Origin of the sequence: Mycobacterium sp. P7213 (assembly GCF_900604305.1) — a bacterium.
GTDB lineage: Bacteria > Actinomycetota > Actinomycetes > Mycobacteriales > Mycobacteriaceae > Mycobacterium.
This window is the reverse complement of record NZ_UWOA01000041.1, coordinates 1-24,154: the sequence shown is the minus strand read 5'-3', so window position 1 is coordinate 24,154 and position 24,154 is coordinate 1. Positions and strand designations below refer to the sequence as shown.

The following is a 24,154-nucleotide window of genomic DNA, read 5'->3' as shown; positions in this document are numbered from 1 at the left end:
GACAACAGTGGCAACACGTTTTATGACTGATCCGGACGCGATGCGTTCGATGGCGGGCCGTTTTGATGTGCACGCGCAGACGGTGGAGGACGAGGCGCGCCGGATGTGGGCGTCTTCGACCAACATCTCCGGTGCGGGCTGGGGTGGTCTGGCGGAGCGGACCTCGATGGACACCATGGGTCAGATGCAGACCGCGTTTCGCAACATCGTGAACATGCTGCACGGGGTGCGGGATGGGTTGATTCGCGACGCTAACCACTACGAGCAGCAGGAAGCTGCGTCGCAGCAGATCCTGTCCGGCAGCTAGGCAGAAGGGGAACCACGACCATGTCGATTAACTACCAGTTCGGTGATGTGGATGCCCACGGTGCGTTGATTCGTGCTCAGGCGGCGTCGTTGGAGGCTGAGCACCAGGCGATCGTGCACGATGTGCTGGCGGCCGGTGATTTCTGGGGTGGCGCGGGTTCGGTGGCGTGCCAGGAGTTTGTGGCGCAGTTGGGCCGCAACTTCGCGGTGATCTACGAGCAGGCCAACAGCCACGGTCAGAAGGTGCAGTCGGCCGGCAACAACATGGCCAACACCGACGCCTCGGTGGGTTCCAGCTGGGCGTAACGTCAGCCCAAGACCCGGAAAGACCCGACGCAGCGGAGGGGGCTGCGTCGGGTTTTTCCGTTTCCAGACATCAAGGACTCATCAAGGTTGGACCCGGCGCCGTTAAGAGCGCGTCAAGGCAGCAGCTAACCGAGCACCGTTGCGGCACGGTAGATCTCGTGACCGGCACCGTGCCGGCTCGATCGGTTAGGAGAGGGTGATGTTGATGTCGTTCGTGAGCGCGCAGCCAGTGGAGCTGACGGCCGCGGCCGGCGAATTGACCGGTATCGGCTCGGCGATGGCTGCCCAGAACGCGGCAGCCGCCCCGGCGACCACCGGCGTGGTCCCCGCGGCGGCCGATCCGGTGTCGGCGTTGACCGCCGCCCAGTTCGTCGCGCACGCCGGCCTGTACCAGGCGATCAGCGCGCAGGCTGATGCGATTCACCAACACTTCGTCGCCACATTGGCGGCCGGCGCGGGCGCGTACGAGGCGACCGAGGCCGCCAACGCGATCGCAGCCCGCTAGCTCCCGCACCCGCAACGGATCAAGAAATGATGGATTTCGGTGCTTTACCACCGGAAGTCAACTCCGCATGGATCTACACCGGCCCGGGTGCGGCGCCCTTGATGGCGGCCGCCACGACCTGGCATGGCCTGGCCGTGGAGCTGGGGTCGACGGCCGCGGCCTACCAGGCCGTGGTCACCCGGATGGCCGGCGAACTGTGGGCGGGTTCGGCGTCGGCATCGATGGTCGCCGCGGTCACGCCCTACGTGGCGTGGATGAACACCACCGCCGCTGCCGCCGAGCAGGCCGCCAACCAGGCCACCGCGGCCGCAGCCGCGTTCGAAACCGCGTTCGCCATGACGGTGCCCCCGCCAGTGATCGCGGCCAACCGCAGCCTGCTGATGGCCCTGGTCGCGACCAACTTCCTGGGACAGAACACCCCGGCGATCACGGCCACCGAGGCGCAGTACGCGCAGATGTGGGCCCAAGACGCCGCAGCCATGTACGGCTACGCGACCGGTTCGGCCGCCGCGTCGCAGGTGACGCCGTTCGCCGAACCGGCCCAGGCCACCAACCCGGCCGGGTTGGCCGGCCAGGCTGCCGCGGTCTCCCAGGCCGCGGGCAGCTCGGCAGCGGGCAACAGCCAGGCCAGCCAACTGGTCTCGGTGCTGCCCAGCGTGCTGCAGGGTCTGGCCTCACCGGCCCAGGGCAGCGCGGGTTCGTCCGCCTCGTCGAGTTTGTCCGGGATCCTGGGCAGCCTGTTCGACAACAGCCAGATCACCGACAGCATCAACGGGATGGTGAACACCGGCGCCTGGAACGTCGCCAGCACACTGTCGACCGCGGTCGGCTTCCTGAGCAGTCTCGGCAGCAGCGCGGGATCATCGCTGGGGACGGCCGGCTCCGCGGCTGCCGGCGGACTGACTTCGGCGGTCGGCGCGGTGGCCCCGGTGGCTTCGCTGGGCCCAGCCGGATTGGCCGGGCTGAGTGCATTCGGCGGCGCGCCGGTATCGGCGGCCCTCGGTCAAGCCGGTTCGGTCGGCATGTTGTCGGTGCCGCAGAACTGGGCCGCCGGAGCCCCCGCCAGCACCGTCTCGGCACTCCCAAGCGCCGGCATGGCCATGCCCGCAGCAAACGGGGCCTCGGCCGTACCGGCCGGTTTGCCGATCGCGGCGGGGGCCGGCCGCGGTGGCCCCAGCGGGAATCTGCCTCAGTACGGGTTCAAACCCAGTGTCGTCGCACATCCGGTCCTAGCCGGCTGACGCCGCAAGACCACAACCAACAAGTCAAGGAGTTACCGCAATGACCACACGTTTCATGACCGACCCGGACGCCATGCGTTCGACGGCGGCCCGATTCGATGCGCACGCCCAGACCGTGGAGGACGAAGCCCGGCGGATGTGGGCTTGAAAATTTCCAGGCGACCAGCATCTCCGGCTCCGGCTGGGGTGGCCTGGCCGAACGCACGTCCTACGACACCATGGGTCAGATGCAGGCCGCGTTCAGCAACATCGTCAACATGCTGCACGGCGTGCGTGACGGACTGATCCGCGACGCCAACCAGTACGAACAGCAGGAAGCTGCCTCGCAGCAGATCTTGAGTAGCTAACACAAGGAGCGATGATTCAGATGTCTATCAACTACCAGTTCGGCGACGTCGACACACACGGCGCGTTGATTCGCGCCCAGGCCGCAGCCCTTGAGGCCGAGCACCAGGCGATCGTGCACGACGTGCTCGCCGCCGGGGACTTCTGGGGCGGCGCCGGCTCGGTGGCCTGCCAGGAATTCATCACCGCGCTCGGGCGGAACTTCCAGGTCATCTACGAGCAGGCCAACGCCCATGGTCAGAAGGTGCAGTCGGCGGGCAACAACATGGCCCACACCGACGCCGCGGTGGGCTCCAGCTGGACCTGAAAGCAAACCGTCAATAATCCGAGCGAGACCGTAAAGAACTCGTTAACGACCTCTGGCCGTCGGGAGTCCGACGAAACAGTGGACAGTGACCGAGCCCAGCTGGGGTCCGGCTCGTATCCGCCGAGGAGATGTCATGTCGTTCCTGACCACCCAGCCCGAGGCGCTGGCCGCGGCGTCCGGCAATCTAGCGACGATCGCCGGGGCGCTGAACGCCCAGAACGCGGCCGCGGCCGGCCCGATCACCGGGCTGGCCCCAGCCGCCGCCGACGAGGTCTCCGCACTGCAGGCCGCCCAGTTCTCCGCCTACGGCACCCTGTACCAGCAGATCAGCGCGCAGGCCGCGGCAATGCAGGAGATGTTCATTCACGCCCTGCGCGTCAGCGCTGATTCCTACGGGGAGACCGAGACCGCCAACTCGGCAGCGGCCGGATTGGGCACCGCCAGCTCCGCTCTGGGGAGCACCGGCTCGGGGGTCGCCGACCCGACATACGGGCTGGCAGCGGTGGCGAGTAACTCCGCCATCCTGGCCGCGATGAACGGCGCGAACCTCGGCTCCGCGACCTCGGCATTCACCGGCCTGGGCACCGGCTTCATCACCAACCCGTCCGGCGTCATCCACCACGTCGAGGGGGTCAGCCAGGGCAACCTGGTCTCCCAGAGCACGCCCGGTGCCGCCACCGCCGCACCGGTCGCCGGGGCCGCCGGCCAGGGCAACGGCCTCAACAAGCTGTCAACGCCGCCGGGGTGGGCCGCCGAGGCCGCACCGGCCGCCGAGCCGCGCCCGCTGGTCGCGGCAGGCCCGACTCCGACCGAGCCGCACGGCGCCGCCACGATGCCCGCCGGGGCACCGGCAGTCGCCTCTTCCGATCGTGGTGGCCCCGGGTTCGGCCGGCCTCGCTACGGTGTCAAGCCGGTCGTGATGCCGCGCAAGCCGATCGTCTAGCGGCGACCCGAGCCTGGCCGAAACCGACTAGAGAAAACGGACTTCCACGACATGGACTACGCAGCATTGCCCCCGGAGATCAACTCCACTCGGATGTACTCGGGCGCCGGGGCCGCACCGATGACGGCTGCCGCCACGACATGGAACGCGCTGGGCGCCGAGCTGGCCACGACAGCGGCCTCCTATGAGTCGGTGATCTCGACGCTGACCGACGAAGAGTGGCGGGGCCCGGCCGCAGCGGCGATGGCCGCCGCAGTCCGGCCCTACGTGGCGTGGTTGAACACCACGGCCGCCGCCGCCGAGCACGCCGCCGCCCAGGCGTCGGCATCGGCCGCCGCCTACGAAGCGGCGTTTGCGATGACGGTGCCCCCGGCGGTGGTCGCCGCCAACCGGGCACAGTTCGCGGCGCTGGTCGCGACGAATTTCCTGGGGTTCAACACCGCAGCAATCGCGGCGGTGGAGGCGCAGTACGCCGAGATGTGGGCCCAGGACGCCTTGGCCATGTACGGCTACGCGGCCGCCTCAGCGCTTGCCGGGACGCTGCAGCCGCTGAGCTCACCCGCTCCCAGCACCAACCCGGTCGGGATCGCCGGTCAGGGTGCAGCTGTCGCCCAGGCCTCGGCCGGCAGCGCACAGAACGGGTTGTCGCAGCTGGTGTCGGGATTGCCGACCGCCATGCAGACCCTGGCCGCGCCGTTGGCCGCCGGGCCGGCCCAGGGCGGGCTGACCGACTTCCTGTCCAACTTCATCAACTCGACCCAGAACATCGGCATCTGGAACGGGCTTCAGACCTACAGTTCGGCACTGACCAACGCCGGCGCATGGCACGCGTTCGCCGGTATCGCCAGCGCCATCGCCATCGCCCACGGCGGTGCGGCAGAGGCGGTGACTTCGCCGTTACTGGTGGACTCGGTAGCCACGCCGCCAGCGACGCCCCTGGGCCGCGCCCCGGTGCTCGCCGGCAGCGGCATGGCCGCCCCGGTGGGCGGACTCTCGGTGCCTCAGAGTTGGCCGGCAGCGGTCCCGACAACGGCCACTTCGATCCCCGAGAGCACTGCCACCCTGGTCAGCCACGGCTGGACCGAGGCCGAGGAAGCCGGCAGCACGGTCAACACCGTGGGGGCCGGCGTGCCTGGGGTGGCATCGGCCGGCCGCAGCGGGGCCGGCCTGAGCAACCCCCGCTACGGGGTCAGACCCACTGTGATGGCCCGGCCTGTCGTCGCTGGCTGATGCCCTCGGTTGCCGCGATGATGGTCTGGTGAGTCTGGTGAACCAGCGCGGCGAGCGGGGAGAACTCCGCATCTACCTCGGAGCCTCGCCCGGGGTCGGCAAGACCTACGCGATGCTCGGCGAGGCGCACCGCCGCACCGACCGTGGCACCGATGTAGTGGCTGCCGCGGTCGAGACCCACGGCCGCAGCAAGACCGCTGAACTGCTGCAGGGCATCGAGACCGTCGGCGAGCCCGGCGGGGAACTCGATGTCGACGCGGTGCTGACCCGCCACCCGGAAGTGGTCCTGATCGACGATCTCGCGCACACCAACCCCGCGGGCAGCCGCAATCCCAAACGCTGGCAAGACATCGAAGAACTGCTCGCCGCCGGAATCACCGTGGTCTCCACCGTCAACGTGCAACAGCTGGAGAGCCTGAGCGACGTCGTCGCCAAGATCACCGGAACCACCCAGCAGGACACCGTCCCCGACGCGGTCGTACGCCAAGCGGCACAGATCGAACTCATCGATGTCGCCCCGGAAGCTTTGCGGCGCAGGCTGTCGCACGGGAACGTCTACCCTCCGGAAAAGGTCGACGCGGCGTTGGCCAACTACTTCCGCGGCGAGACGCTAACCGCCCTACGGGAATTGGCTCTGCTGTGGCTGGCCGGGCAGGTGGACGCGACGCTCACCCGCTACCGCGCCGACAAGAAGATCACCGAGACCTGGGAGGCACGGGAACGCATCGTCGCGGCGGTGACCGGTGGCCCGGAGTCTGAGGCCCTGGTCCGGCGGGCCTCCCGAATCGCGTCGAAGGCCGGCGGTGACCTGTTGGTGCTGCACGTCCTGGGCGACGACGGCCTCTCGGGTGCGCCGGCACCCCGGGTGGGCAAGATCCGCCAATTGGCGATCAGCCTGGGCGCCTCGCTGCACACCGTGATCGGCGACGACGTGCCGGCCGCGCTACTGGACTTCGCCCGCGACGTCAACGCCACCCAGCTGGTGATCGGCACTTCGCGCCGCTCCCGCTGGGCCCGCATCCTCGACGAGGGTGTCGGTGCGGCGGTGGTGCAGCAGTCCGGCGATATCGACGTCCACATCGTCACCTACGAGGACGCCAAGCCGAGTTTCCGCGGCGTGTCGATCTCGCCGCGGGAGCGGCGCGCAGCCTCCTGGTTGGCCGCCGTCATCGTGCCGTGCCTGATGTGCGCGATCATGGTGGGCTGGCTGGAACGCTACTTCGACGCCGGCCAGAGCGCGCTGTTCTTCGTCGGCGTGCTGGTGGTGGCCCTGCTCGGCGGCATTGCCCCGGCCGTGTTGTCGGCGTTGCTGTCCGGAGCCTTGCTGAACTACTTCGTGCTCGCGCCCCGGCGTGATTTCACCATTGCCGAGCACGACGTCGCGGTGACCGAAGTCGTGCTGCTCCTGGTGGCCATCGCCGTGGCGGCCCTGGTCGACGGCGCAGCCAAACGAACCCGGGAAGCCGGCCGCGCGTCCCGCGAAGCGGAGTTGATGACGCTGTTCGCCGGGTCCGTGCTGCGCGGCGCGGACCTGGACACCCTGCTGGAGCGGGTACGCGAGACCTACGCGCAACGAGCGGTAAGCCTGGTCCGCGTCCCAACCAGCAGTGCAACTCCGGAAGTCGTCGCCTCCGTGGGCGAAAATCCGTGCACCTCGGTAGATCTCGCGGACACCTCGATCGATGTCGGCGACGACGAGTTCTGGATGCTGATGGTCGGGCGACAGTTGGCCTCGCGCGATCGCCGGGTGCTCTCGGTGGTGGCTCGCCAAGCCGCCGGACTGGTCCGCCAGGAGGAACTGGCCGCCGAGGCCGGCCGGGCCGACGCGGTGATGCGGACCGACGAGCTGCGCCGTTCCCTGCTGTCGGCGGTCAGCCACGACCTGCGCACCCCCCTGGCCGCGGCCAAGGCGGCGGTGTCGAGCCTGCGCGCCGACGACGTCGACTTCTCCCCCGACGACACCGCCGAACTGCTGGCCACCGTGGAAGAATCGGTCGACCAGCTCACCGGCCTGGTGGGCAACCTGCTCGACTCCTCACGCCTGGCCGCGGGTGTGATCCGGCCAAAGTTGACCAAGGTGTACCTGGAAGAGGTCGTGCAGCGCGCGCTGATCGGAATTGGCAAGCACAGCAACACCTTCGGGCGCGGCCTCGACCAGGTGAAGGTCGAAGTGGGCCCGACCGTGGCGATGGCCGATGCCGGCTTGTTGGAACGCGTGCTTGCCAACGTTATCGACAACGCGTTGCGCTACGCCTCTGACAGCGTGGTACGGGTGACAGCCGGCCAAGTCGGCGACCGCGTCCTGATCAACGTCGCCGACGAGGGGCGCGGACTGCCCCGCGGCGGCGAAGCGCACGTGTTCGATCCGTTCCAGCGCCTCGGCGACCGCGACAACACCAGCGGCGTCGGTCTCGGACTCTCGGTGGCACGGGGTTTCACTGAGGCGATGGGCGGCACCATCTCGGCGACAGAGACACCAGGCGGCGGGTTGACCATGGTGGTAGACCTGGCCGCGGCGGCAGGAGAGAGCTGATGAGCACACGAGTCCTGGTAGTCGACGACGAGCCGCAGATTCTGCGCGCACTGAAGATCAACCTGTCGGTACGCGGCTACGAAGTCGTCACCGCGGCGACCGGCGCCGGTGCCCTGCGCGCCGCCGCCGAGCAACGCCCCGACGTGGTGATCCTCGATCTCGGGCTGCCCGACATCTCCGGCATCGAAGTGCTGGCCGGACTGCGGGGCTGGCTGACGGTGCCGGTGATCGTGCTGTCCGCTCGCACCGACTCGGCCGACAAGGTGGAGGCGCTCGACGCCGGCGCCGACGACTATGTGACCAAGCCGTTCGGAATGGACGAATTCCTGGCGAGGCTGCGCGCCGCCGCACGACGCAACGCCGCAACCGCCGAAACCGACCAGCCAATAGTGGAAACCGCTTCGTTCACCGTGGATCTGGCAGCCAAGAAGGTCACCAAGAACTCCCGTGAGGTTCACCTGACTCCCACCGAATGGGGCATGCTGGAGATGCTGGTGCGAAACCGGGGAAAGCTGGTCGGCCGCGACGAGTTACTCACCCAGGTATGGGGCCCGGCATACGCAAAGGAGACCCAATATCTTCGGGTCTATCTGGCGCAGTTGCGCCGCAAACTCGAAAACGACCCCTCAAACCCCAAACACCTGCTCACCGAGGCGGGAATGGGCTACCGCTTCGAAGTGTGAATCTTTGAGGTTTTGAAATCCGCCGACGCGGATATGCCTGGGAGAACCTAGCGGAAGGAGTTTTACCGTGATGTTCTCCCAGATCGCCAAGAAGACCGCAGTAGCGGCGGCCGGCCTCACGACGGCCGGAATGCTTGCGGTGGCGCCGGCTTCTGCAGACCCAACGGTGGTCGGATTCGGCCAAACCCAAGAGATTCAGAGCCCAGGCGGGGCGATCGACTACACCGTCTCGGATCTGCAACCCAGCGGGCACAACGACGGCATTTGGTATTCGGAAGTGACCGCGCGGGCGGTAAGCGGTTCCCCCACTCCGAATATCGCTGACTTCAACGCACGTGCGGTTAACAGTTCAACCTTCGCGGTGATGAAGGGCAATGAGGTCGACGGCCTGCCCAACGCACCGATCCCCGCGGGCAGCCAGACGAGCGGCCGCCTGTACTTCGACGTCAAGAACGGCACCGCGCCGGACAGCGTGGTCTACCGCGACGCGGCAGGCGTCGACAAGGTTGTCTGGAAGCACTGACACCCAGTTGAGTCACATTGCCTGGGGCGCGGCCAGATCCACCACCATGGTGAGGCCGCCCCCCGGCGTCTCGGTGGCCGAGATCGTTCCGTTCATCGACTCGACGAACCCCCGCGCTACCGACAGGCCCAGGCCGATACCGGTGGTGTTGTTCTGATCGCCGATCCGCTGGAACGGCTCGAAGAGACGCTCACCACCGGGAGGGAGGCCCCGGCCCTGATCGGCGATGTTGATCAGAACCCGATCACCGGCCTGACACGCACTGACCCGGATCGGGCCGTCTGGGGCATAGCGCAGCGCGTTGTCCAGGAGATTGGCCAGCACCCGTTCCAGCAGGCCGGCATCGGCCAGCACCACCCCGTCACCGACATCGACCTTGACCCGGTCGATTCCGGAACGGAAGAAGCCGGTGTTGCCCCGGCCGATGCTGACCAGGGCACGTTGCACGGCCTCTTCCAGGTACACCCGGCCCAACTCGGGGTGTATCACGCCGGCGGCCAGTCGAGATGAGTCCAGAAGGTTGCCGACCAGGGCGGTGAGTTGGTCGATCGACTCCTCTACGGTGGCCAGCAGTTCATTGGTGTCTTCCGGCGAGAACCCGACGTCTTCGGCGCGCAGGCTCGACACCGCGGCCTTCGCCGCCGCCAACGGTGTACGCAGATCATGACTGACCGCTGACAGCAGGGAACGACGCAGCTCATCGGCTCGCATGACAGCTTCGGATCGACTCGCTTCGTCGGTCAGCTCACGTTGCCTGACCAATCCGGCCGCCTGTTTGGCCACGGCGGACAGCACGCGTCGATCACGCGCCGCCAACTGTCGGCCGGCAATCAGCATCCAGAACTCGTCGTCGCCCACGTCGATGGCGGTGTCCGCAGCGTCGACAGTCGTACACGGGTCGTTGCCCGCTGCCGCGATCACCGTTTCGCCGGCATGCTGGCCGTCGATGGTGGATCTCCGCAGGATGCTCACCGCCCGCAGGGCATAGGTCTCCCGGACGCGTTCCAGCAGCGTCCCGAGGTCGGCGCCCCGCAGTACGGAGCCGGCGAACAGAGCCAGTAACTCGGCCTCCTGGGATGCCCGCCCGGCTTCCCGGGCGCGTTCGGCGGCGCGGTCCACGAGCACCGACACCGCAACCGCCACCAACAGCAGCACGATCTCAGTAACCGCCGAATCGGTCTCAGCGATGGTGAAACTGTGCCGGGGGTCGATCAGGAAGTAATTGAGCAGCAGACCGGATATCAGCGCCGAAAGTATTGCTGGGGCAACGCCGCCGAGCAGGGCCACCGCCAGCACGCTGACGAAGAACAGCGCACTCTCGCCACCGAGGCGCAGCACCGGATCCAGCCATGTCGCGGTGATCGCGCAGACCGCGGACGGCACGAGCACCGCCGCCAGCCACGGCAGCACCCGCCGCTGCCGCGGTGAAATCGGTGCGAATCGGAAACCTTGCTTGGACTCTTCATGAGTCACGATGTGTACATCGATCTTGCCGGACCGCCGCACCACCACTGCGCCGATGCCCTCGTCGAACAAGCGCGCCCAGCGGGACCGCCGCGACGTCCCGATCACCAACTGGGTGGCGTTGACTTCCCGGGCGAAGTCCAACAGCGCCGTCGGCACGTCGTCGCCGACGACGACGTGCAGTGAGGCAACGAGACTGGCCGCCAGCTCACGAATCTTTCCCATCCGCGCAGTGGGCACGGCCGAATGTCCGTCGCCGGCCAGCACATGAAGCGCCAGCAACTCGGCGCTGGACTTCGAGGCGATCCGCGAGGCCCGCCGTACCAGCGTCTCCGATTCCGGGCCGCCGGTGACGGCCACCACCACCCGCTCGCGGGCTTCCCAGGTGGCGGTGATCTTCTTGTCTGCGCGGTACTTCGCCAGTGCTGCGTCCACCTGGTCGGCCACCCACAGCAGTGCCAATTCCCTTAGTGCGGTGAGGTTTCCGCTGCGGAAATAGTTGGACAACGCCGCGTCGACCTTCTCCGGTGCATAGACGTTGCCGTGGGCGAGTCTTCGGCGAAGCGCCTCTGGAGCGATGTCGACGAGCTCGATCTGCGACGCCTGACGAACAAACGAATCCGGCACCGTCTCCTGCTGCTCGACCCCGGTGATCTCCGTGACGACGTCGTTGAGGCTCTCCAAATGTTGCACGTTGACCGTAGAGATCACCGTGATCCCCGCGGCGAGCAGCTCCTCGACGTCCTGCCACCGTTTGGGGTTCACGCTGCCCGGCGTGTTGGTGTGGGCCAACTCGTCGACGAGCACGACCTGCGGTCGTCGAGCCAACACCGCCGGAACGTCGAGTTCGGGGAAACTCCTTCCCCGATACTCGATCAGGCGCGGCGGGACGACCTCGATGCCCTCGAGCAGCTCCGCTGTCTTTGTCCGACCGTGCGTCTCGACCACAGCGGCCACCAGATCGGTGCCGCGTTCCAACCGCCGGTGGGCCTCACCGAGCATCGCGAACGTCTTGCCGACGCCGGGGGCCGCACCCAGATAGATGCGCAACTCCCCGCGTCGTCCGCGCGAGCTATAAGCACTCACCGGAGAATCATCCATCGAAACAGCAGCCGGGAACAGGATGCTCGTGGTCGAGTTCCAGGTTCACCGCGACCGCGTTGACGCGGGTCTCACCGAGGAACCCGAGCAGTCGCCCGCTCCGGTGCGCACGGACCACGGCGCGGACCTGTTCGGCGGGAATCCCCCGGGCCTTCGCGACCCGGTCGACTTGGAGCTCGGCGTAGGCCGGTGAGATATCGGGGTCCAGGCCGCTGCCGCTGGCGGTGACGGCGTCGGCGGGAACCCGCGGGTGCTCGGCCGCGGCGCCCCGGATCGGGACGATCTGGCCGGCCGAGTAATCCTCACCTGCCCGGGCACATTCCACCCGAACGCCGCGATAGCCGGACACAAACGGCGCACTCCCGGGGGCACACGGCTCGTTGACGCTGACCACACGGGTCGGGCGGGCGACGGTGCCGTTGGGGCCGCGCGGGCCGAACACGGCCAGCACCGCGCCCCGCCCACCGGCAGTGCAGAACGGCCGCTCTCCTGCCCCGACTGCCAGGCCCTCGGTCTTGGCAACTTCCACACTGCGGGCGCAGACTCCGGTGAGCAGGCTCGGCCGATCGGGCATGTCGACGATGCTCTCTGGGCCCAGATTGCTCGCTCCGCTGGCCAAGCCGTCGTAGCCGATTCCCGCCCCCGACGGCCTGCCCTGAAAATACTGCGGGAGTGGCCGGCCGGCAGTGTCGGTGAACGATTGCCCGATCAGTGCGCTTGCGATCGGTCGACCAGCGGCGTCGGTGATCAATGAACCCTCTGCACGTCCGTGCAGGCCCGGGATCTGCGCCACCAGCCAGACCAAAACCGGGTAGCCGACGCCGAGCACAACGGTGAAAACGAGCAGGGCACGCAGCGCGGCCCAGTGACCCCGAATCAAGCCCGCAGATCTCATGTCACGCCATCCCCGGCAGCAATTGAACCAGCAGGTCGATGAGCTTGATCCCGATGAAGGGGGCCACGATCCCGCCCAGGCCGTAGACGGCGAGGTTTCGGCTGAGCAACTTCGACGCGCTGCCCGGAACGTAGCGAACCCCGCGCAACGCGAGCGGAATCAGCGCAGCGATCACCAGCGCATTGAAGACCACCGCCGACAGGATCGCCGACTGCGGGCTGTGCAACCTCATCACGTTGAGCAGACCCAGACCGGGGAAGATCGTTACGAAAAGCGCCGGAATGATGGCGAAGTACTTGGCGATGTCGTTGGCGATCGAGAAGGTGGTCAGGGCGCCTCGGGTGATCAGCAGCTGTTTGCCGATCTCCACGATCTCGATGAGCTTGGTGGGGTCGGAGTCCAGGTCCACCATGTTGCCCGCCTCCTTGGCGGCGCTGGTGCCGGTGTTCATCGCCACCCCGACGTCGGCCTGCGCCAGCGCCGGTGCGTCGTTGGTTCCGTCGCCGGTCATCGCGACCAGGCGTCCACCCTGCTGCTCCCGTTTGATCAGCATCAGCTTGTCTTCGGGGGTGGCTTCGGCGAGGAAGTCGTCAACCCCGGCCTCATCGGCAATCGCCTTGGCGGTCAACGGGTTGTCGCCGGTGATCATCACGGTCCGGATACCCATCCGGCGCATCGCGTCGAACCGCTCGCGCATGCCCTGCTTCACCACGTCCCGCAGCTGAATGACACCGAGCACCCTGGCGGGACCGCCGACGAGCACCTCACCTACCACCAGCGGTGTGCCGCCTGCAGCGCTGATGCCGTCGACGATCCGGCCGAGTTCGGCGGGGATGTCGCCGCCGTGGCCGCGCACCCAGTCGCTGACGGAATTGGCGGCGCCCTTGCGCAATTGACGTCCGCTGATGTCGACCCCGGACATCCGGGTCACCGCGGAGAACTCGACCCAGGACGCTGCCGTGAGCTCGCCCGGTGTCCGGGTTCGCAGCCCGTAGGCCTCCTTGGCGTAGACCACGATGGAGCGGCCTTCGGGAGTTTCGTCGGCAAGACTGGCCAGTTGTGCGGCATCGGCGAGCTCGGCGGCGGTCACCCCGGAGATCGGAAGGAATTCCGATGCCTGCCGGTTACCCAGCGTGATCGTGCCGGTCTTGTCCAGCAGCAGTGTGTTGACGTCGCCGACGGCCTCTACCGCCCGGCCGGACATGGCGAGCACATTGCGCTGCACCAACCGGTCCATGCCGGCAATTCCGATGGCGGACAGCAGCGCGCCGATCGTGGTGGGGATTAGACAGACCAGCAGTGCGACCAAGACGATGCCGGTGACACCGTTGCTGTCCAGCGCCGCCGTATCCGAGACACCCGGGTTGTTGGCCTTAGAGTAGATCGCCAACGGCTGCAGCGTCGCGACCGCCACCACGAAGATCAGAGTCAGCGCGGCCAGCAGGATGTTCAGTGCGATCTCGTTCGGGGTCTTCTGCCGGTTGGCGCCCTCGACCAGGGCGATCATTCGGTCGACAAAGCTCTGCCCTGGTTTTTGGGTGATCCGGACCACGATCCGGTCCGACAACACCAGCGTCCCGCCGGTGACCGCGGAACGGTCGCCACCGGATTCGCGGATCACCGGGGCCGATTCGCCGGTGATCGCCGATTCGTCCACCGATGCGATGCCTTCCACCACGTCGCCATCGCCAGGGATGATCTGCCCCGCTTCGACGACGACGACGTCGCCCCGTTGCAGCAGCGGCGCCGCGACCGGCTCTTCGATACCGGGCGTGTTGGGCGTCCAGCCGCACAGCCGACGTGCGACGTTGTCGGACTTGGACTTTCGCAGTGCGTCGGCCTGCGCCTTCCCGCGACCTTCGGCGACCGCCTCGGCCAGATTGGCAATGACCACGGTCAGCCACAGCCAGCACACGATCAGCCAGCCGAACCAAGTCGGTTCGCCGATGGCCAGCACCGAGGACCACACCGCGCCGACCTCGACGATCAGCATCACCGGGTTACGCCACAGGGTACGGGGATCGAGCTTGCGCAACGCCACGGGCAGTGACGCCAGCAGCATGGCGGGGTCCAGCAGCCCGCCCGAGACCCGTCGGTGACCGGTGAGCGGCGGCGCCGGTGAGACAGTTGTGGCCGAGCGCATTTCAGTGCAGCCCCTCAGCGAGTGGCCCCAAAGCCAGTGCTGGCAGAAAGGTGAGGGCGACCAGAATGAGCGTCACCCCGACGACCATGCCGACGAATTGGGGCTTGTGGGTGGGCAGCGTGCCGATGGACTCCGGAGTCTGCCCCTGCGCGGCGAACGCCCCGGCCAGCGCAAGCACCAAAATCATCGGCAGGAACCTGCCGAAGAGCATCGCGATCCCGAGCGCGGTCTCGTACCACGTCCCGTCGGCTGCCAATCCCGCGAACGCGGAACCGTTGTTGTTCGCCGCGGAGGTGAACGCGTAGAGCACTTCGGAGAGTCCGTGCGGTCCAGTGTTAGCCATTGCCGAGCGCAGGCCAGGCAACGCAATCGAGATCGCCGTTCCGCACAGCACAATTACCGGGGTTACCAAGAAATAACTTGCGGCCAGCTTGATCTCACGTGGACTGATCTTCTTGCCCAGGTATTCCGGGGTCCGCCCGACCATCAACCCGGCTACGAACACCGTGATCACCGCAAGGATCAAGATGCCGTAAAGACCTGCTCCGACACCGCCGGGGGCGACCTCCCCAAGCTGCATGTCGACCATCGTCAGTAGACCGCCCAGACTGGTATAGGAGTCGTGCGTGGAATTCACTGCGCCGGTGGAGGTCAGCGTGGTCGCCGCGGCGAAGACCGCCGAGTCAGCCACGCCAAGCCGCTGCTCGATCCCCTCCGTCGCCGCCCCCACGGCGGTCGGGACGGTGCCATGATGTGCCAGCTGCGACCAGCTGAGCAGGCTGACGCTGATGAGGGCGATCACGGCCATGACGGCGGCGATCGCGTGGCCTTGCTTGGCGTTGCCCACCATTCGGCCGAAAGTGCGGGGCAGCGAGAAGGCTATGACCACCAGCAGGAAGATCTCGACCCAGTTGGTCCACGCGGTCGGGTTCTCGAACGGATGCGCAGAGTTGGCGTTGTAGAAGCCGCCCCCGTTGGTGCCGAGTAGCTTGATCACCTCCTGGCTGGCCACCGGACCGCCTGGAAGGGTCTGCGGTGCACCTGTCAGGGTCGTGATTGTCTGGTCGTTGGGGTGAAAGTTCTGGACCACCCCGCCGACCATCAATACCGTCGCGCCGACGACCGAGATCGGCAACAAGATACGCAGGGTGCCGCGAACCAGATCAACCCAGAATGAGCCCAGCACTGCGGTGCGCCGACCAACGAACCCGCGGACGAACGCGACGGCGACCGCCATGCCGACCGCGGCGGAGACAAAGTTCTGCACCGTCAGGCCGGCCATCTGCACCAAATGCCCCTGCGTCGACTCCCCGGCATAGGCCTGCCAGTTGGTATTGGTGACAAAACTGACCGCGGTGTTCCACGCCAACCCAGGTGTCATCGAGGTCGCCGGATCATGCAGATGCAGGGGAAGCTTTCCCTGGATGAGCTGCAGAACGAACAGGAACACCACGCACACGGCGGAGAACGCCAGCACGCTGCGCGCATAACCGGCCCAAGTCTGTTCGGACTCCGGATTGATCCCTATCGACCGGTAGACGAATCGCTCGCTGCGGGAGTGCGTTTCGCGGGTGTAGACCCGATACATGTAGTCGCCCAACGGTACGTGCACCGCTACCAGCGCCACCGCCAACGACGCCAGGAACCACACCCCCGCGGCTGTCGTACTCAACTAGAACCGTTCCGGGAACAGCAGTGCAGCCACCAGCAGCGCCACCACCGCGACAGCCAGCGTCAGCCCAACGGCATTGGCAGTGTTCACAGTCGCTCAACCAACCTCAGCGCCCCGCCGAGCAGGGCGAAGATCAGCGCCGTCAACAGTAGGTAGGCCGCTACAGCCACGTGTTCTCCGTTCTCGAGAACCCGACCGGGTGTGACCTGAAGTTAGACCCGCTCACCAGGCGCGGCGGCGACCGTTGACGCTTTCTTAACGCTCAAGGAGGCGACCTTTACGCCTTTACGGCCGACAGGCGGATCGTTAGGCGATCGACAGCACGATGCCATCCAGGATGTCGTGCTCGCTGACCACCAACTCCGTGATTCCGGCGCGCTGCGCCAAGATGCGGGCCAGTTCCTGGACCACGATCGCGCCACCGCCGATAACATCGACGCGGCCGGGGTGCATCGGGCCCAGGGCGGCCCGCTCGGCGCGGCTCATGCCGATCAGCTGATCGCAGACCGCCGTCAGATCCTCGAAGCCGACTCGGGACAGATGGATTGCGGCCGAGTCGTATTCGCCCATTCCGTGCGCAAGAGCCGACAGCGTGGTCATGGTGCCCGCCACCCCCACCCAGGTTCGGGCCTGCTGCACCGGCACCGCCCGCACCGCCTCCCCGAGTAGCTCCCGGGCCACCGCGGCAGCGGCGGCGACTTCTTCGGCGGTAGGCGGGTCGGAGCGCAGGCAACGCTCCGTCAGCCGGACGCAGCCGACGTTGGCCGAAAAGCTCGCCGTCACCCCGTTGTCCGGATCGCCCAGCACCACCTCGGTGGAACCACCGCCGAGGTCGACGACCACGAATGGCCCGTCGGCACTGTCCAATTCACCCACCGCGCCGCGGAAGGACAGCTCGGCTTCCTCCTGGCCGGTGATGACCTCGGCGACCGCCCCCGGAACGGCGCGTCCCAGCACCTGCGCCGTCATGTCGAAGAACACGTCGCGGTTGGCCGCGTCCCGGGTCGCTGAGGTCGCCACCATCCGCACGCGTGAAACACGATGTGCCACCAACAACTGGGCGTAGTCCTCCAACGCCGCGCGGGTGCGTTCCAGCGCCTCGGGGGCGAACCGTCCGGTCGCGTCGACGCCCTCGCCCAGCCGGACGATGCGCATCTCTCGATGGACGTCGCGCAGCCGGCCGTCAACAGGCTCCGCGATCAACAGCCGAATCGAGTTGGTGCCGCAGTCGATTCCCGCCAGGCGCGTCACAGCCAGTCCCCCGGTGCCAGAATCCCGGCCATCGCCGGCTCGGCGGCCAGGATGGCGAGCGCCTCGTCACCGAAAGGGTTGACGCCGCGGCCCTTGGCCAGGGAATGGGCCATCAGCACGTGCAGGCATTTCACCCGCTCGGGCATGCCCCCGCCGGTGAAGGTGGTTCCCAACGTTTCGATCGCATCACGCTCAGCGAGATAGGCCTCGTGAGCGGCCCGATAGCCGGCCGCGAGCTCGGGATCGTGCTGCAGCCGCTCGGTCATGTCGGCCATCAGACCCGACGACTCCAGCCGGCTGGCCGCGGCGGTCAGCGCCGGATGCGTCAGGTAGTACAGCGTGGGAAACGGTGTCCCGTCCGGCAGTTTCGGGGCCGTCTTGACCACGGCAGGTTCACCGTTGGGACACCGATAGGAGATCTCCAGGACGCCGCGCGGCTCACGGCCCAGCTGCCGGCCCACCGCATCCAGGTCGGCGGGATCAACCAACGGGCACCACCGGTGCGGGCGGAACCGGAAGCCCGGGAGCGCCCGGGGGCGCAGCAGGCGCAGCCGGCGGAGGGTGCGGCGCGTCGGCGATGGTGTGCCACAGTGAGGTGTACCAGGGATCGCCGCTGGGCGCGTCCAGGGGCTCGGCCCCCGGCTCGCCCGGCACCTCGGCCGGCGCGGGCAGCTGAACCTGATACGGGATCTCGCCTGGCATGACGAAACCGAGCCGCTGGCGGGCCTGCGCGCGGATGTGCGCGGGGTCGTCCAAGTTGGCCTTCTGTTGCTGCAGGTCGGTGATCTGGCGGTGCAGGGTGTTCTCCAATTGGGACTGCTGTTTCATCTCCGCGTGCTGGGCGAAGAACGTACGGACCGGCCCGGCGACGGTCAGGGTGAGCACACACATCACCGCGGCCAGGATCACCGCCCGCCGGGCGGTGAAGCCGACCCGCAGCTCCGAACTCTGCTCGGCCGCCGCCGCGATGGCTCGTTTGACCGCACCGGCCGGTGACGGCGGTGGGGTCCGCGGGGCGCCAGGTCCCCGGCGCACCGGCGGCGTCCGGCGCGGGTGCGCCCGTCCGTTCTCCCCGCCCCGTCCCGGCCGCGACGTCGCGGCACGCCGCTTGGCGTCAGGACGTTTCGGATCGGACATGGCAGCGGCCCCTGGCGGCTACTTGCTCTCCGGCGCGTAGCGGGGGAAGGCCAGCTCGCCGGCGTAACGCGCGGCGTCGCCGAGTTCCTCCTCGATCCGCAGCAGCTGGTTGTACTTGGCCACCCGCTCGCTGCGGGCCGGGGCACCGGTCTTGATCTGACCGCTGCTGACGGCCACCGCCAAGTCGGCGATGGTGGTGTCCTCCGTCTCGCCGCTGCGATGACTCATCATGGTGCGGTAACCGCTGTGGTGGGCCAGGGTGACCGCGTCCAGGGTCTCGGTCAGCGTGCCGATCTGGTTGACCTTGACCAGCAGTGCGTTCGCCGCGCCCCGCTCGATGCCCTCCTCGAGCCGTTCGGGGTTGGTGACGAACAGGTCGTCGCCGACGAGCTGCACCCGGTCCCCGATAGCCGAGGTCAACGACACCCAGCCGTCCCAGTCGTCCTCGGACAGCGGGTCTTCGATGGACACCAGCGGGTAGCTGTCGAGCAGCTTGGCGTAGAACTCGGCCAGCTGGGCCGCGGTGCGGTTCTGCTTCTCGAAGGCGTAGCCGCTGCCCTCGGTGTAGAACTCGGTGGCCGCGACGTCCAGCGCCAGCGCGACGTCGGTGCCCAGCTTCAGGCCGGTGGCCTCGATCGCGGTGCTGATCAGGTCGAGCGCGGCGGTGGTGCCGGCGACGTCGGGGGCAAAACCACCCTCGTCACCGAGCCCGGTGGACAGACCCTGCTTCTTCAGCACCGCCTTGAGCGAGTGGTAGACCTCGGTGCCCCAGCGCAGCGCCTCGGCGAAGTTGGGGGCACCGATCGGGGCGACCATGAATTCCTGGACGTCGACGCCGGTGTCGGCGTGGGCGCCGCCGTTGAGGATGTTCATCATCGGCACCGGCAGGATGTGGGCGTTGGGGCCACCCAGGTAGCGGTACAGCGGGAGCGCCGCGGAGTCGGCGGCCGCCTTGGCCACCGCCAGCGAGACGCCGAGCATGGCGTTGGCGCCCAGCCGGGACTTGTCCGGGGTGCCGTCGAGATCCACCAGCGCCTGGTCCACCAGCCGCTGGTCGTCGGCGCTGATTCCGATGACCGCCGGCGCGATCTGGTCCAGTACCGCGGCGACCGCCTTCTGCACGCCCTTGCCGCCGTAGCGGGCGCCACCGTCGCGGAGTTCCACGGCCTCGTGCTCGCCGGTGGATGCACCCGAGGGCACCGCGGCCCGGGCGAACGTACCGTCTTCCAGCGCGACCTCTACCTCGACCGTGGGGTTGCCGCGGGAATCGAGGATCTCGCGGGCGCCGACCTGCTGGATGATGGGCACTGACTTCTCCTTGAGCGTGGGTGGGGCTGGCCGTCGTGTTCTATCGGAGGCCTGTTGGGAGCCTATCCCGTAGCAGAGACCTCACAGCGGGCGACCGGCCGCGTACGCCGCGGCCCAATCCCGGACAGCGCGGGCGTAGATCTCCGACTCGTTATAGGCCATCAACGCCGTCATCCAGCCCTTGGGGGTGGCCAGATCCTTACCGCGCCAGCACAGATAGCCGGCCGCTGACAGGGCTGCGTCGTCGATGTTGTCGGGGCTGACGATGCCGTCATTGTTGGCATCAACGCCGTAGAGCCGCCAGGTCTCCGGAATGAACTGCATCGGGCCCATCGCACGGACCACCCCGTCGTCGTCGGCCAGGTCCGGTTGGACTTCTTCGACGATGTGGAGATTGCCTCCGGAGCCGTCGAGCCGGACTCCGCGGATCTTGGGCCGCACGTCGCCGTTCCGCGCGACAGTGGCGTTGTTGTAGTGGCCGTGGTGACTCTCGATCTGGCCGATGCCCGCCAGCGTGGTCCAGCCCAGGTGGCAGTTGGGGTTCTCCACCTCCGCCACCCGCGCGGCGTAGGCGTAGGCCTCCAGCGCGGTGATGGGAATGCCGAGCATCGGGGCTCGCTCAGCGGCCCATTGATAGAGCTGGTCGGCAGGCCGGCCCACGGCGACGTCAGTACTGACCGGCGGGACCGGGTCGCCCGGCGGCGGCGGCACGCCCTGCGGAATGGGATTACCGAGCTGCCAGCTGCAACTGGATGCCAGCAGCACAGCCGTCGCGCCGACGACGGCGGCCGTCCGCAGCCAACGTAGCGCCGACACCGCTCTCCCCAACCTCGAAGCTATGGTTTCGCGTACATCGTTCCATGACTGGGCCATCAGCGAGGCATGCCGACCGCCCGCTCCGGCCGCGCTCGCCGCAAAAAAGGTTCTGCCAGCGCGAACCCGGCCGGTCTATGCGGCGGTCCCCGCGTCGCTGAACCGTCTGCTAACCGGTCAGCTCACTGCGGTCAGGATCGGCCAGCAACGCGTCGCGGGCCCGCGCCACCCGGGACCGGATGGTGCCCACCGGGCAACCACAGACCGCGGCGGCGTCGGAATAGGAGAGCCCGAACAGTTGGGTGAGCAGCAGCGCCTCGCGCTGATCGGTCGACAGGTCGGCGATCAACTCGGTCACCTCGACGACATCCTCGAAACCGCGGGTCGGCCGGTCGCGCTCCAGCAGCAGTTCGGGGTCAGCACCCGGCGCGGTGCGCGGGCGCGCCTTGAGGTAGCGAATGTGGTCGGCCACCACCCGCCGAGCGATGGCCAACAGCCAGGTCCGCGCACTGGAACGGCCGGCGAACCGCGGGATCGCGCCGATCGCCCGCAGGAACGTCTCCTGAGTCAGGTCGTCCGCACTGACACCGTCGAAGAGGTAGGCGACGAAGCGCCAGACATCGTGCTGAGTGGCTTTGATGAAAGCCTCCAGCGCGCGGGCATCGCCGGCGGCGGCGGCAACGGCGAGGGCCGTGACAACATCGTCGGGATCGCCTTGGACCCGCTCAGCTCCCGCCATGAACACCCACCTTAGACCCGGGGTCGCAGAGCCATTACGACGCATGGTCGTAGAGCTGTCCGAGTGGTTGACCGACCGCAGATGGCGCCGCCGGCCGCGACCGGCGCCCGCCGCCGGGGCTGCCCCGTCAGCCGCGCCGTCCGCGCCCCATCGGGCCGGGCGCGGGCCTGCCCCGCCCATCCGCTGACGCGCCACCAGCAAAGCGAACACCAAGCCGATCAGCACCGGCAGGTGGCTGGCGATCCGAGCTGCCGTCACCTGACCGTGGTAGGCGTCGACCGCCACATAACCGCCCAATGCCAGGGCATAAACTCCCGCGATCGCGGCAACACCGGCCGCCACGGACGGCCAGATACCGGCGGCGATCATCGCCCCGCCGAGCGCCAACAACCACGCGGTGGACTCGTGCAGCAAATGCGCCCCGGTGGCAGCGCCGTGCCCGTGGCCGTGCGCCGAAACCATGCCGAAGTCCACGCCGGCGATCTGGATGCCCGCCAGCGCCACCTGGAGCACCCCGACGGCGATCAGCGCCGGACGCCGGAAGCCCCACCGCGACCAGACGCTGTCGCCGGAGTTCTCGGTGGTGACCGATGTCACCCCGGCCGCCGCCAGGATCTGGGCGGCCAGGTCAGGGCCGTGCCCGGCGCCACCCTCGCTGTTGATGTCAGTGAGCCGGCGGGCCTGGGCAGCCGCGCCGACCAGCCAGCGCCGGCAGCCGCGGCATGATGCCAAGTGCGCATCAACCTGCTGCGCCGGCAGCTCCTGCTGCTCGCCGTCGAGCAGCGACGACAGGGTCTCCCGCACCACCTCGCACCGCATGCCGCCATAGTCGCTCATCCGGCGCGTGGAAACAAAGGGGCATCCCCAGGGAACCAAATCGACCCACAACGCGACTACTGATTGACGATGTGAAGATCACCAAGCGTGGGGAAGAGGTGTTCGATGACCGCACCGGTCTGGCTGGCTTCGCCGCCGGAGGTGCACTCGGCGCTCCTGAGCGCCGGGCCCGGACCTGGTCCGCTACTGGAATCCGCGTCAGCGTACTCGGCGATGAGCGCGGAGTACGCCGAGGTGGCCGCCGAACTCGACGCGGTACTGGCCGGAGTGCAGGGCGCCTGGCAGGGCCCCAGCGCCCAGCAGTACGCGGCCGCGCACGCCCCGTATCTGAGCTGGTTGGCCGAGAGCGCCGCCAAGAGCACCGCCGCGGCCGGTCTGCACCAGACGGCGGCCGCGGCCTACACCGCGGCGCTGGCCGGCATGCCCACCCTGGCTGAGCTGGCCACCAATCACGCGGTGCACGCCACGCTGGTGGCGACGAACTTCTTTGGCATCAACACCGTCCCGATCGCACTGAACGAAGCCGACTACGCCCGGATGTGGGTGCAGGCCGCGGAGATGATGACCGTCTACCAGGGCGTCGCGGGAGCGGCGCTGGCCTCGGTTCCGGTAGCGACGCCGGCGCCGCCGATCGTGGCCCCGGGGGCCGCCGAGGCCGCTGCCGCCCCCAGCTGGGAACAACAGATCGCCGACCTGCTCAGGCAGTACAACATGGGCTTCGCCGACCCGATCGCCAGGTGGCTGTGGTCGCTGCTGGGCGTGGACGGATATCCGATCGAGGCGTTTCCGTTTGCCAGCTCGGTCACCCAGATGCTGCTACAGATCCCGGGCATGACCCCGATCCTGGCCGGGGCGCTGGGCTGGACCACCTTCCACACCCTGACGCTGTTGTGGCCGATGGGCCAGATCGCCGTCCAGATGGCGATCCCGATCGTGATGGCCGCAGCGCCCGCCCTCGCCGCGGCCGCCGGGCTCGGTGCGCTGGGTGCGCTCGGTGCGGTCGGGCTCGACCAGACCGTCGAGCCGACCCCGCCGATGCCGGTGGGAGGCAGCGTCGGCGCCCCGGTCGCCGCGGGTGCCCCGGTGCCCGCGGGAGCCGAGGCGTGCGCCTGCGCGGACCCGATCTCCTCAGCCGGCCCGACCGCTCCTGCCACCGCGAGTGCCGGCATGCCGGCCGGCGGCGCGGCGGGCGGCGGACCGGGCGTCGGATTCGGGCCCACCTCCTGCCTGTACCTGGTGAGCAGCGTCTCCTCGTCGGCGCGGAGCTCCAGCGGTGCGCGACGTTCCCGCAGTGCCGACGAAGAGGCGTCCGAGAGCCAGGGCGCCCCCGGTGAAGCCACCGCGCAGGCTCTGGCCGCCAAGCGCCGGCAGCGGCAGCGCGCCAAGCAGCGCGGGTTCGGCGACGAGTACATGGATATGAACATCGGCGTGACGCCGGAGTGGGAGGGACCCGCCGGCACGGCAAGCGCCTCGGATTCCGGTGCCGGACCGCTGGGCTTCGCCGGCACCGCGACCGGGACCAGCCGTCAGGCTTCCGGGATCGCCGTGCTCACCGGTGCGGGGCTCGACACCGAGCCGCGGATCCCGATGCTGCCGGGCAGTTGGGGCGAGGTCTCTGACTCGCAGCGCTGATATGTAGGGATGTTTGTCAAGTCCCAGGGTGAAGCGGCGGCCACGACCGTCGTCATGGCCGCCGCTTCGTGACCAGGTGAATGTGGGTTGTCGAGCGTGTCGTATCGACGCGTATCAAGTCTGATATTCGCGGGTTGGTTACCGCAGGACGGGACTTTCGAGTCGGAGTTGGCCGCTATCTAAGGTCGAGCGTAATGCGTTGCAGGGCAGCGACATCGTTCATAGCGCAGCCGCGGGTCA

22 protein-coding genes and 2 pseudogenes are annotated in these 24,154 nt (G+C 68.2%); 12 read left to right on the top strand and 12 right to left on the bottom strand.

Annotated elements, in window-relative coordinates; all coding sequences use genetic code 11:
* Window positions 1–7: 7 nt before the first annotated feature.
* From EJK91_RS15780 to EJK91_RS15730, 11 genes and pseudogenes are all read left to right on the top strand, one after another.
* The gene (locus EJK91_RS15780; protein WP_083022909.1) at window positions 8–307 is read left to right on the top strand and encodes a WXG100 family type VII secretion target; all 300 of its coding nucleotides are present in this window, start codon (window positions 8–10) and stop codon (window positions 305–307) included.
* Window positions 308–327: 20 nt separating this feature from the next.
* Window positions 328–612, top strand: coding sequence for a WXG100 family type VII secretion target (locus EJK91_RS15775; RefSeq protein WP_047317298.1), 285 nt, complete (start codon window positions 328–330; stop codon window positions 610–612).
* A gap of 205 nt (window positions 613–817) precedes the next feature.
* A complete protein-coding gene (locus EJK91_RS15770; RefSeq protein ID WP_125079404.1) occupies window positions 818–1,117 on the top strand; it encodes a PE family protein in 300 nt (99 codons plus the stop codon).
* A 29-nt stretch (window positions 1,118–1,146) separates the two neighbouring features.
* The gene (locus EJK91_RS15765; protein WP_125079421.1) at window positions 1,147–2,358 is read left to right on the top strand and encodes a PPE family protein; all 1,212 of its coding nucleotides are present in this window, start codon (window positions 1,147–1,149) and stop codon (window positions 2,356–2,358) included.
* A gap of 40 nt (window positions 2,359–2,398) precedes the next feature.
* Window positions 2,399–2,705: pseudogene (locus tag EJK91_RS15760) on the top strand (WXG100 family type VII secretion target).
* 20 nt (window positions 2,706–2,725) lie between these two features.
* Entirely contained in the window at window positions 2,726–3,010 is a 285-nt protein-coding gene (locus EJK91_RS15755) for a WXG100 family type VII secretion target (RefSeq protein WP_046302274.1), read from the top strand.
* 133 nt (window positions 3,011–3,143) lie between these two features.
* On the top strand, window positions 3,144–3,953 hold the full coding sequence (locus EJK91_RS22975; protein ID WP_125079403.1) for a PE family protein: 810 nt from the start codon (window positions 3,144–3,146) through the stop codon (window positions 3,951–3,953).
* A 51-nt stretch (window positions 3,954–4,004) separates the two neighbouring features.
* Window positions 4,005–5,183 (top strand): PPE family protein, encoded by a 1,179-nt coding sequence (locus EJK91_RS15745; RefSeq protein ID WP_125079402.1) that lies wholly within the window; start codon window positions 4,005–4,007, stop codon window positions 5,181–5,183.
* Window positions 5,184–5,211: 28 nt separating this feature from the next.
* Complete coding sequence (locus EJK91_RS15740; protein ID WP_444850826.1) at window positions 5,212–7,716, top strand: ATP-binding protein; 2,505 nt, start codon at window positions 5,212–5,214, stop codon at window positions 7,714–7,716.
* On the top strand, window positions 7,716–8,399 hold the full coding sequence (locus EJK91_RS15735) for a response regulator (RefSeq protein ID WP_046302273.1): 684 nt from the start codon (window positions 7,716–7,718) through the stop codon (window positions 8,397–8,399). The genes EJK91_RS15740 and EJK91_RS15735 overlap by 1 nt, the downstream gene beginning before the upstream one ends.
* A gap of 67 nt (window positions 8,400–8,466) precedes the next feature.
* A complete protein-coding gene (locus EJK91_RS15730) occupies window positions 8,467–8,922 on the top strand; it encodes a DUF1942 domain-containing protein (RefSeq protein ID WP_125079401.1) in 456 nt (151 codons plus the stop codon).
* A 12-nt stretch (window positions 8,923–8,934) separates the two neighbouring features.
* Here EJK91_RS15730 and EJK91_RS15725 read toward each other — a convergent pair whose 3' ends face one another.
* From EJK91_RS15725 to EJK91_RS22475, 12 genes and pseudogenes are all read right to left on the bottom strand, one after another.
* A complete protein-coding gene (locus EJK91_RS15725; RefSeq protein ID WP_125079400.1) occupies window positions 8,935–11,487 on the bottom strand; it encodes a sensor histidine kinase in 2,553 nt (850 codons plus the stop codon).
* Entirely contained in the window at window positions 11,480–12,382 is a 903-nt protein-coding gene (locus EJK91_RS15720; RefSeq protein WP_125079399.1) for a potassium-transporting ATPase subunit C, read from the bottom strand. The genes EJK91_RS15725 and EJK91_RS15720 overlap by 8 nt, the downstream gene beginning before the upstream one ends.
* A gap of 1 nt (window position 12,383) precedes the next feature.
* Window positions 12,384–14,525, bottom strand: a complete 2,142-nt coding sequence (kdpB, locus tag EJK91_RS15715; RefSeq protein ID WP_125079398.1) for a potassium-transporting ATPase subunit KdpB — start codon at window positions 14,523–14,525, stop codon at window positions 12,384–12,386.
* 1 nt (window position 14,526) lies between these two features.
* The gene (kdpA, locus tag EJK91_RS15710) at window positions 14,527–16,197 is read right to left on the bottom strand and encodes a potassium-transporting ATPase subunit KdpA (protein ID WP_125079397.1); all 1,671 of its coding nucleotides are present in this window, start codon (window positions 16,195–16,197) and stop codon (window positions 14,527–14,529) included.
* Complete coding sequence (locus EJK91_RS22485) at window positions 16,198–16,287, bottom strand: potassium-transporting ATPase subunit F (RefSeq protein WP_125079396.1); 90 nt, start codon at window positions 16,285–16,287, stop codon at window positions 16,198–16,200. It abuts the gene before it with no gap.
* 216 nt (window positions 16,288–16,503) lie between these two features.
* Window positions 16,504–17,454 (bottom strand): Ppx/GppA phosphatase family protein, encoded by a 951-nt coding sequence (locus EJK91_RS15700; RefSeq protein ID WP_125079395.1) that lies wholly within the window; start codon window positions 17,452–17,454, stop codon window positions 16,504–16,506.
* The gene (locus EJK91_RS15695; protein ID WP_024442501.1) at window positions 17,445–17,936 is read right to left on the bottom strand and encodes a DUF501 domain-containing protein; all 492 of its coding nucleotides are present in this window, start codon (window positions 17,934–17,936) and stop codon (window positions 17,445–17,447) included. The genes EJK91_RS15700 and EJK91_RS15695 overlap by 10 nt, the downstream gene beginning before the upstream one ends.
* On the bottom strand, window positions 17,929–18,585 hold the full coding sequence (locus tag EJK91_RS15690; protein WP_125079394.1) for an FtsB family cell division protein: 657 nt from the start codon (window positions 18,583–18,585) through the stop codon (window positions 17,929–17,931). The genes EJK91_RS15695 and EJK91_RS15690 overlap by 8 nt, the downstream gene beginning before the upstream one ends.
* Window positions 18,586–18,603: 18 nt before the next feature.
* Complete coding sequence (eno, locus tag EJK91_RS15685; protein ID WP_024442503.1) at window positions 18,604–19,893, bottom strand: phosphopyruvate hydratase; 1,290 nt, start codon at window positions 19,891–19,893, stop codon at window positions 18,604–18,606.
* A gap of 81 nt (window positions 19,894–19,974) precedes the next feature.
* Window positions 19,975–20,709, bottom strand: coding sequence for a lytic transglycosylase domain-containing protein (locus EJK91_RS15680; RefSeq protein WP_125079393.1), 735 nt, complete (start codon window positions 20,707–20,709; stop codon window positions 19,975–19,977).
* A 166-nt stretch (window positions 20,710–20,875) separates the two neighbouring features.
* Window positions 20,876–21,445, bottom strand: coding sequence for an RNA polymerase sigma factor SigC (gene sigC / locus EJK91_RS22480; protein WP_241178715.1), 570 nt, complete (start codon window positions 21,443–21,445; stop codon window positions 20,876–20,878).
* 120 nt (window positions 21,446–21,565) lie between these two features.
* A pseudogene (locus tag EJK91_RS22475) lies at window positions 21,566–22,264 on the bottom strand (DUF2275 domain-containing protein); the annotation flags it as partial.
* Window positions 22,265–22,387: 123 nt separating this feature from the next.
* Between EJK91_RS22475 and EJK91_RS15670 the strand changes: the two are divergent.
* A complete protein-coding gene (locus EJK91_RS15670) occupies window positions 22,388–23,914 on the top strand; it encodes a PPE family protein (RefSeq protein WP_036457885.1) in 1,527 nt (508 codons plus the stop codon).
* Window positions 23,915–24,154 lie beyond the last annotated feature (240 nt).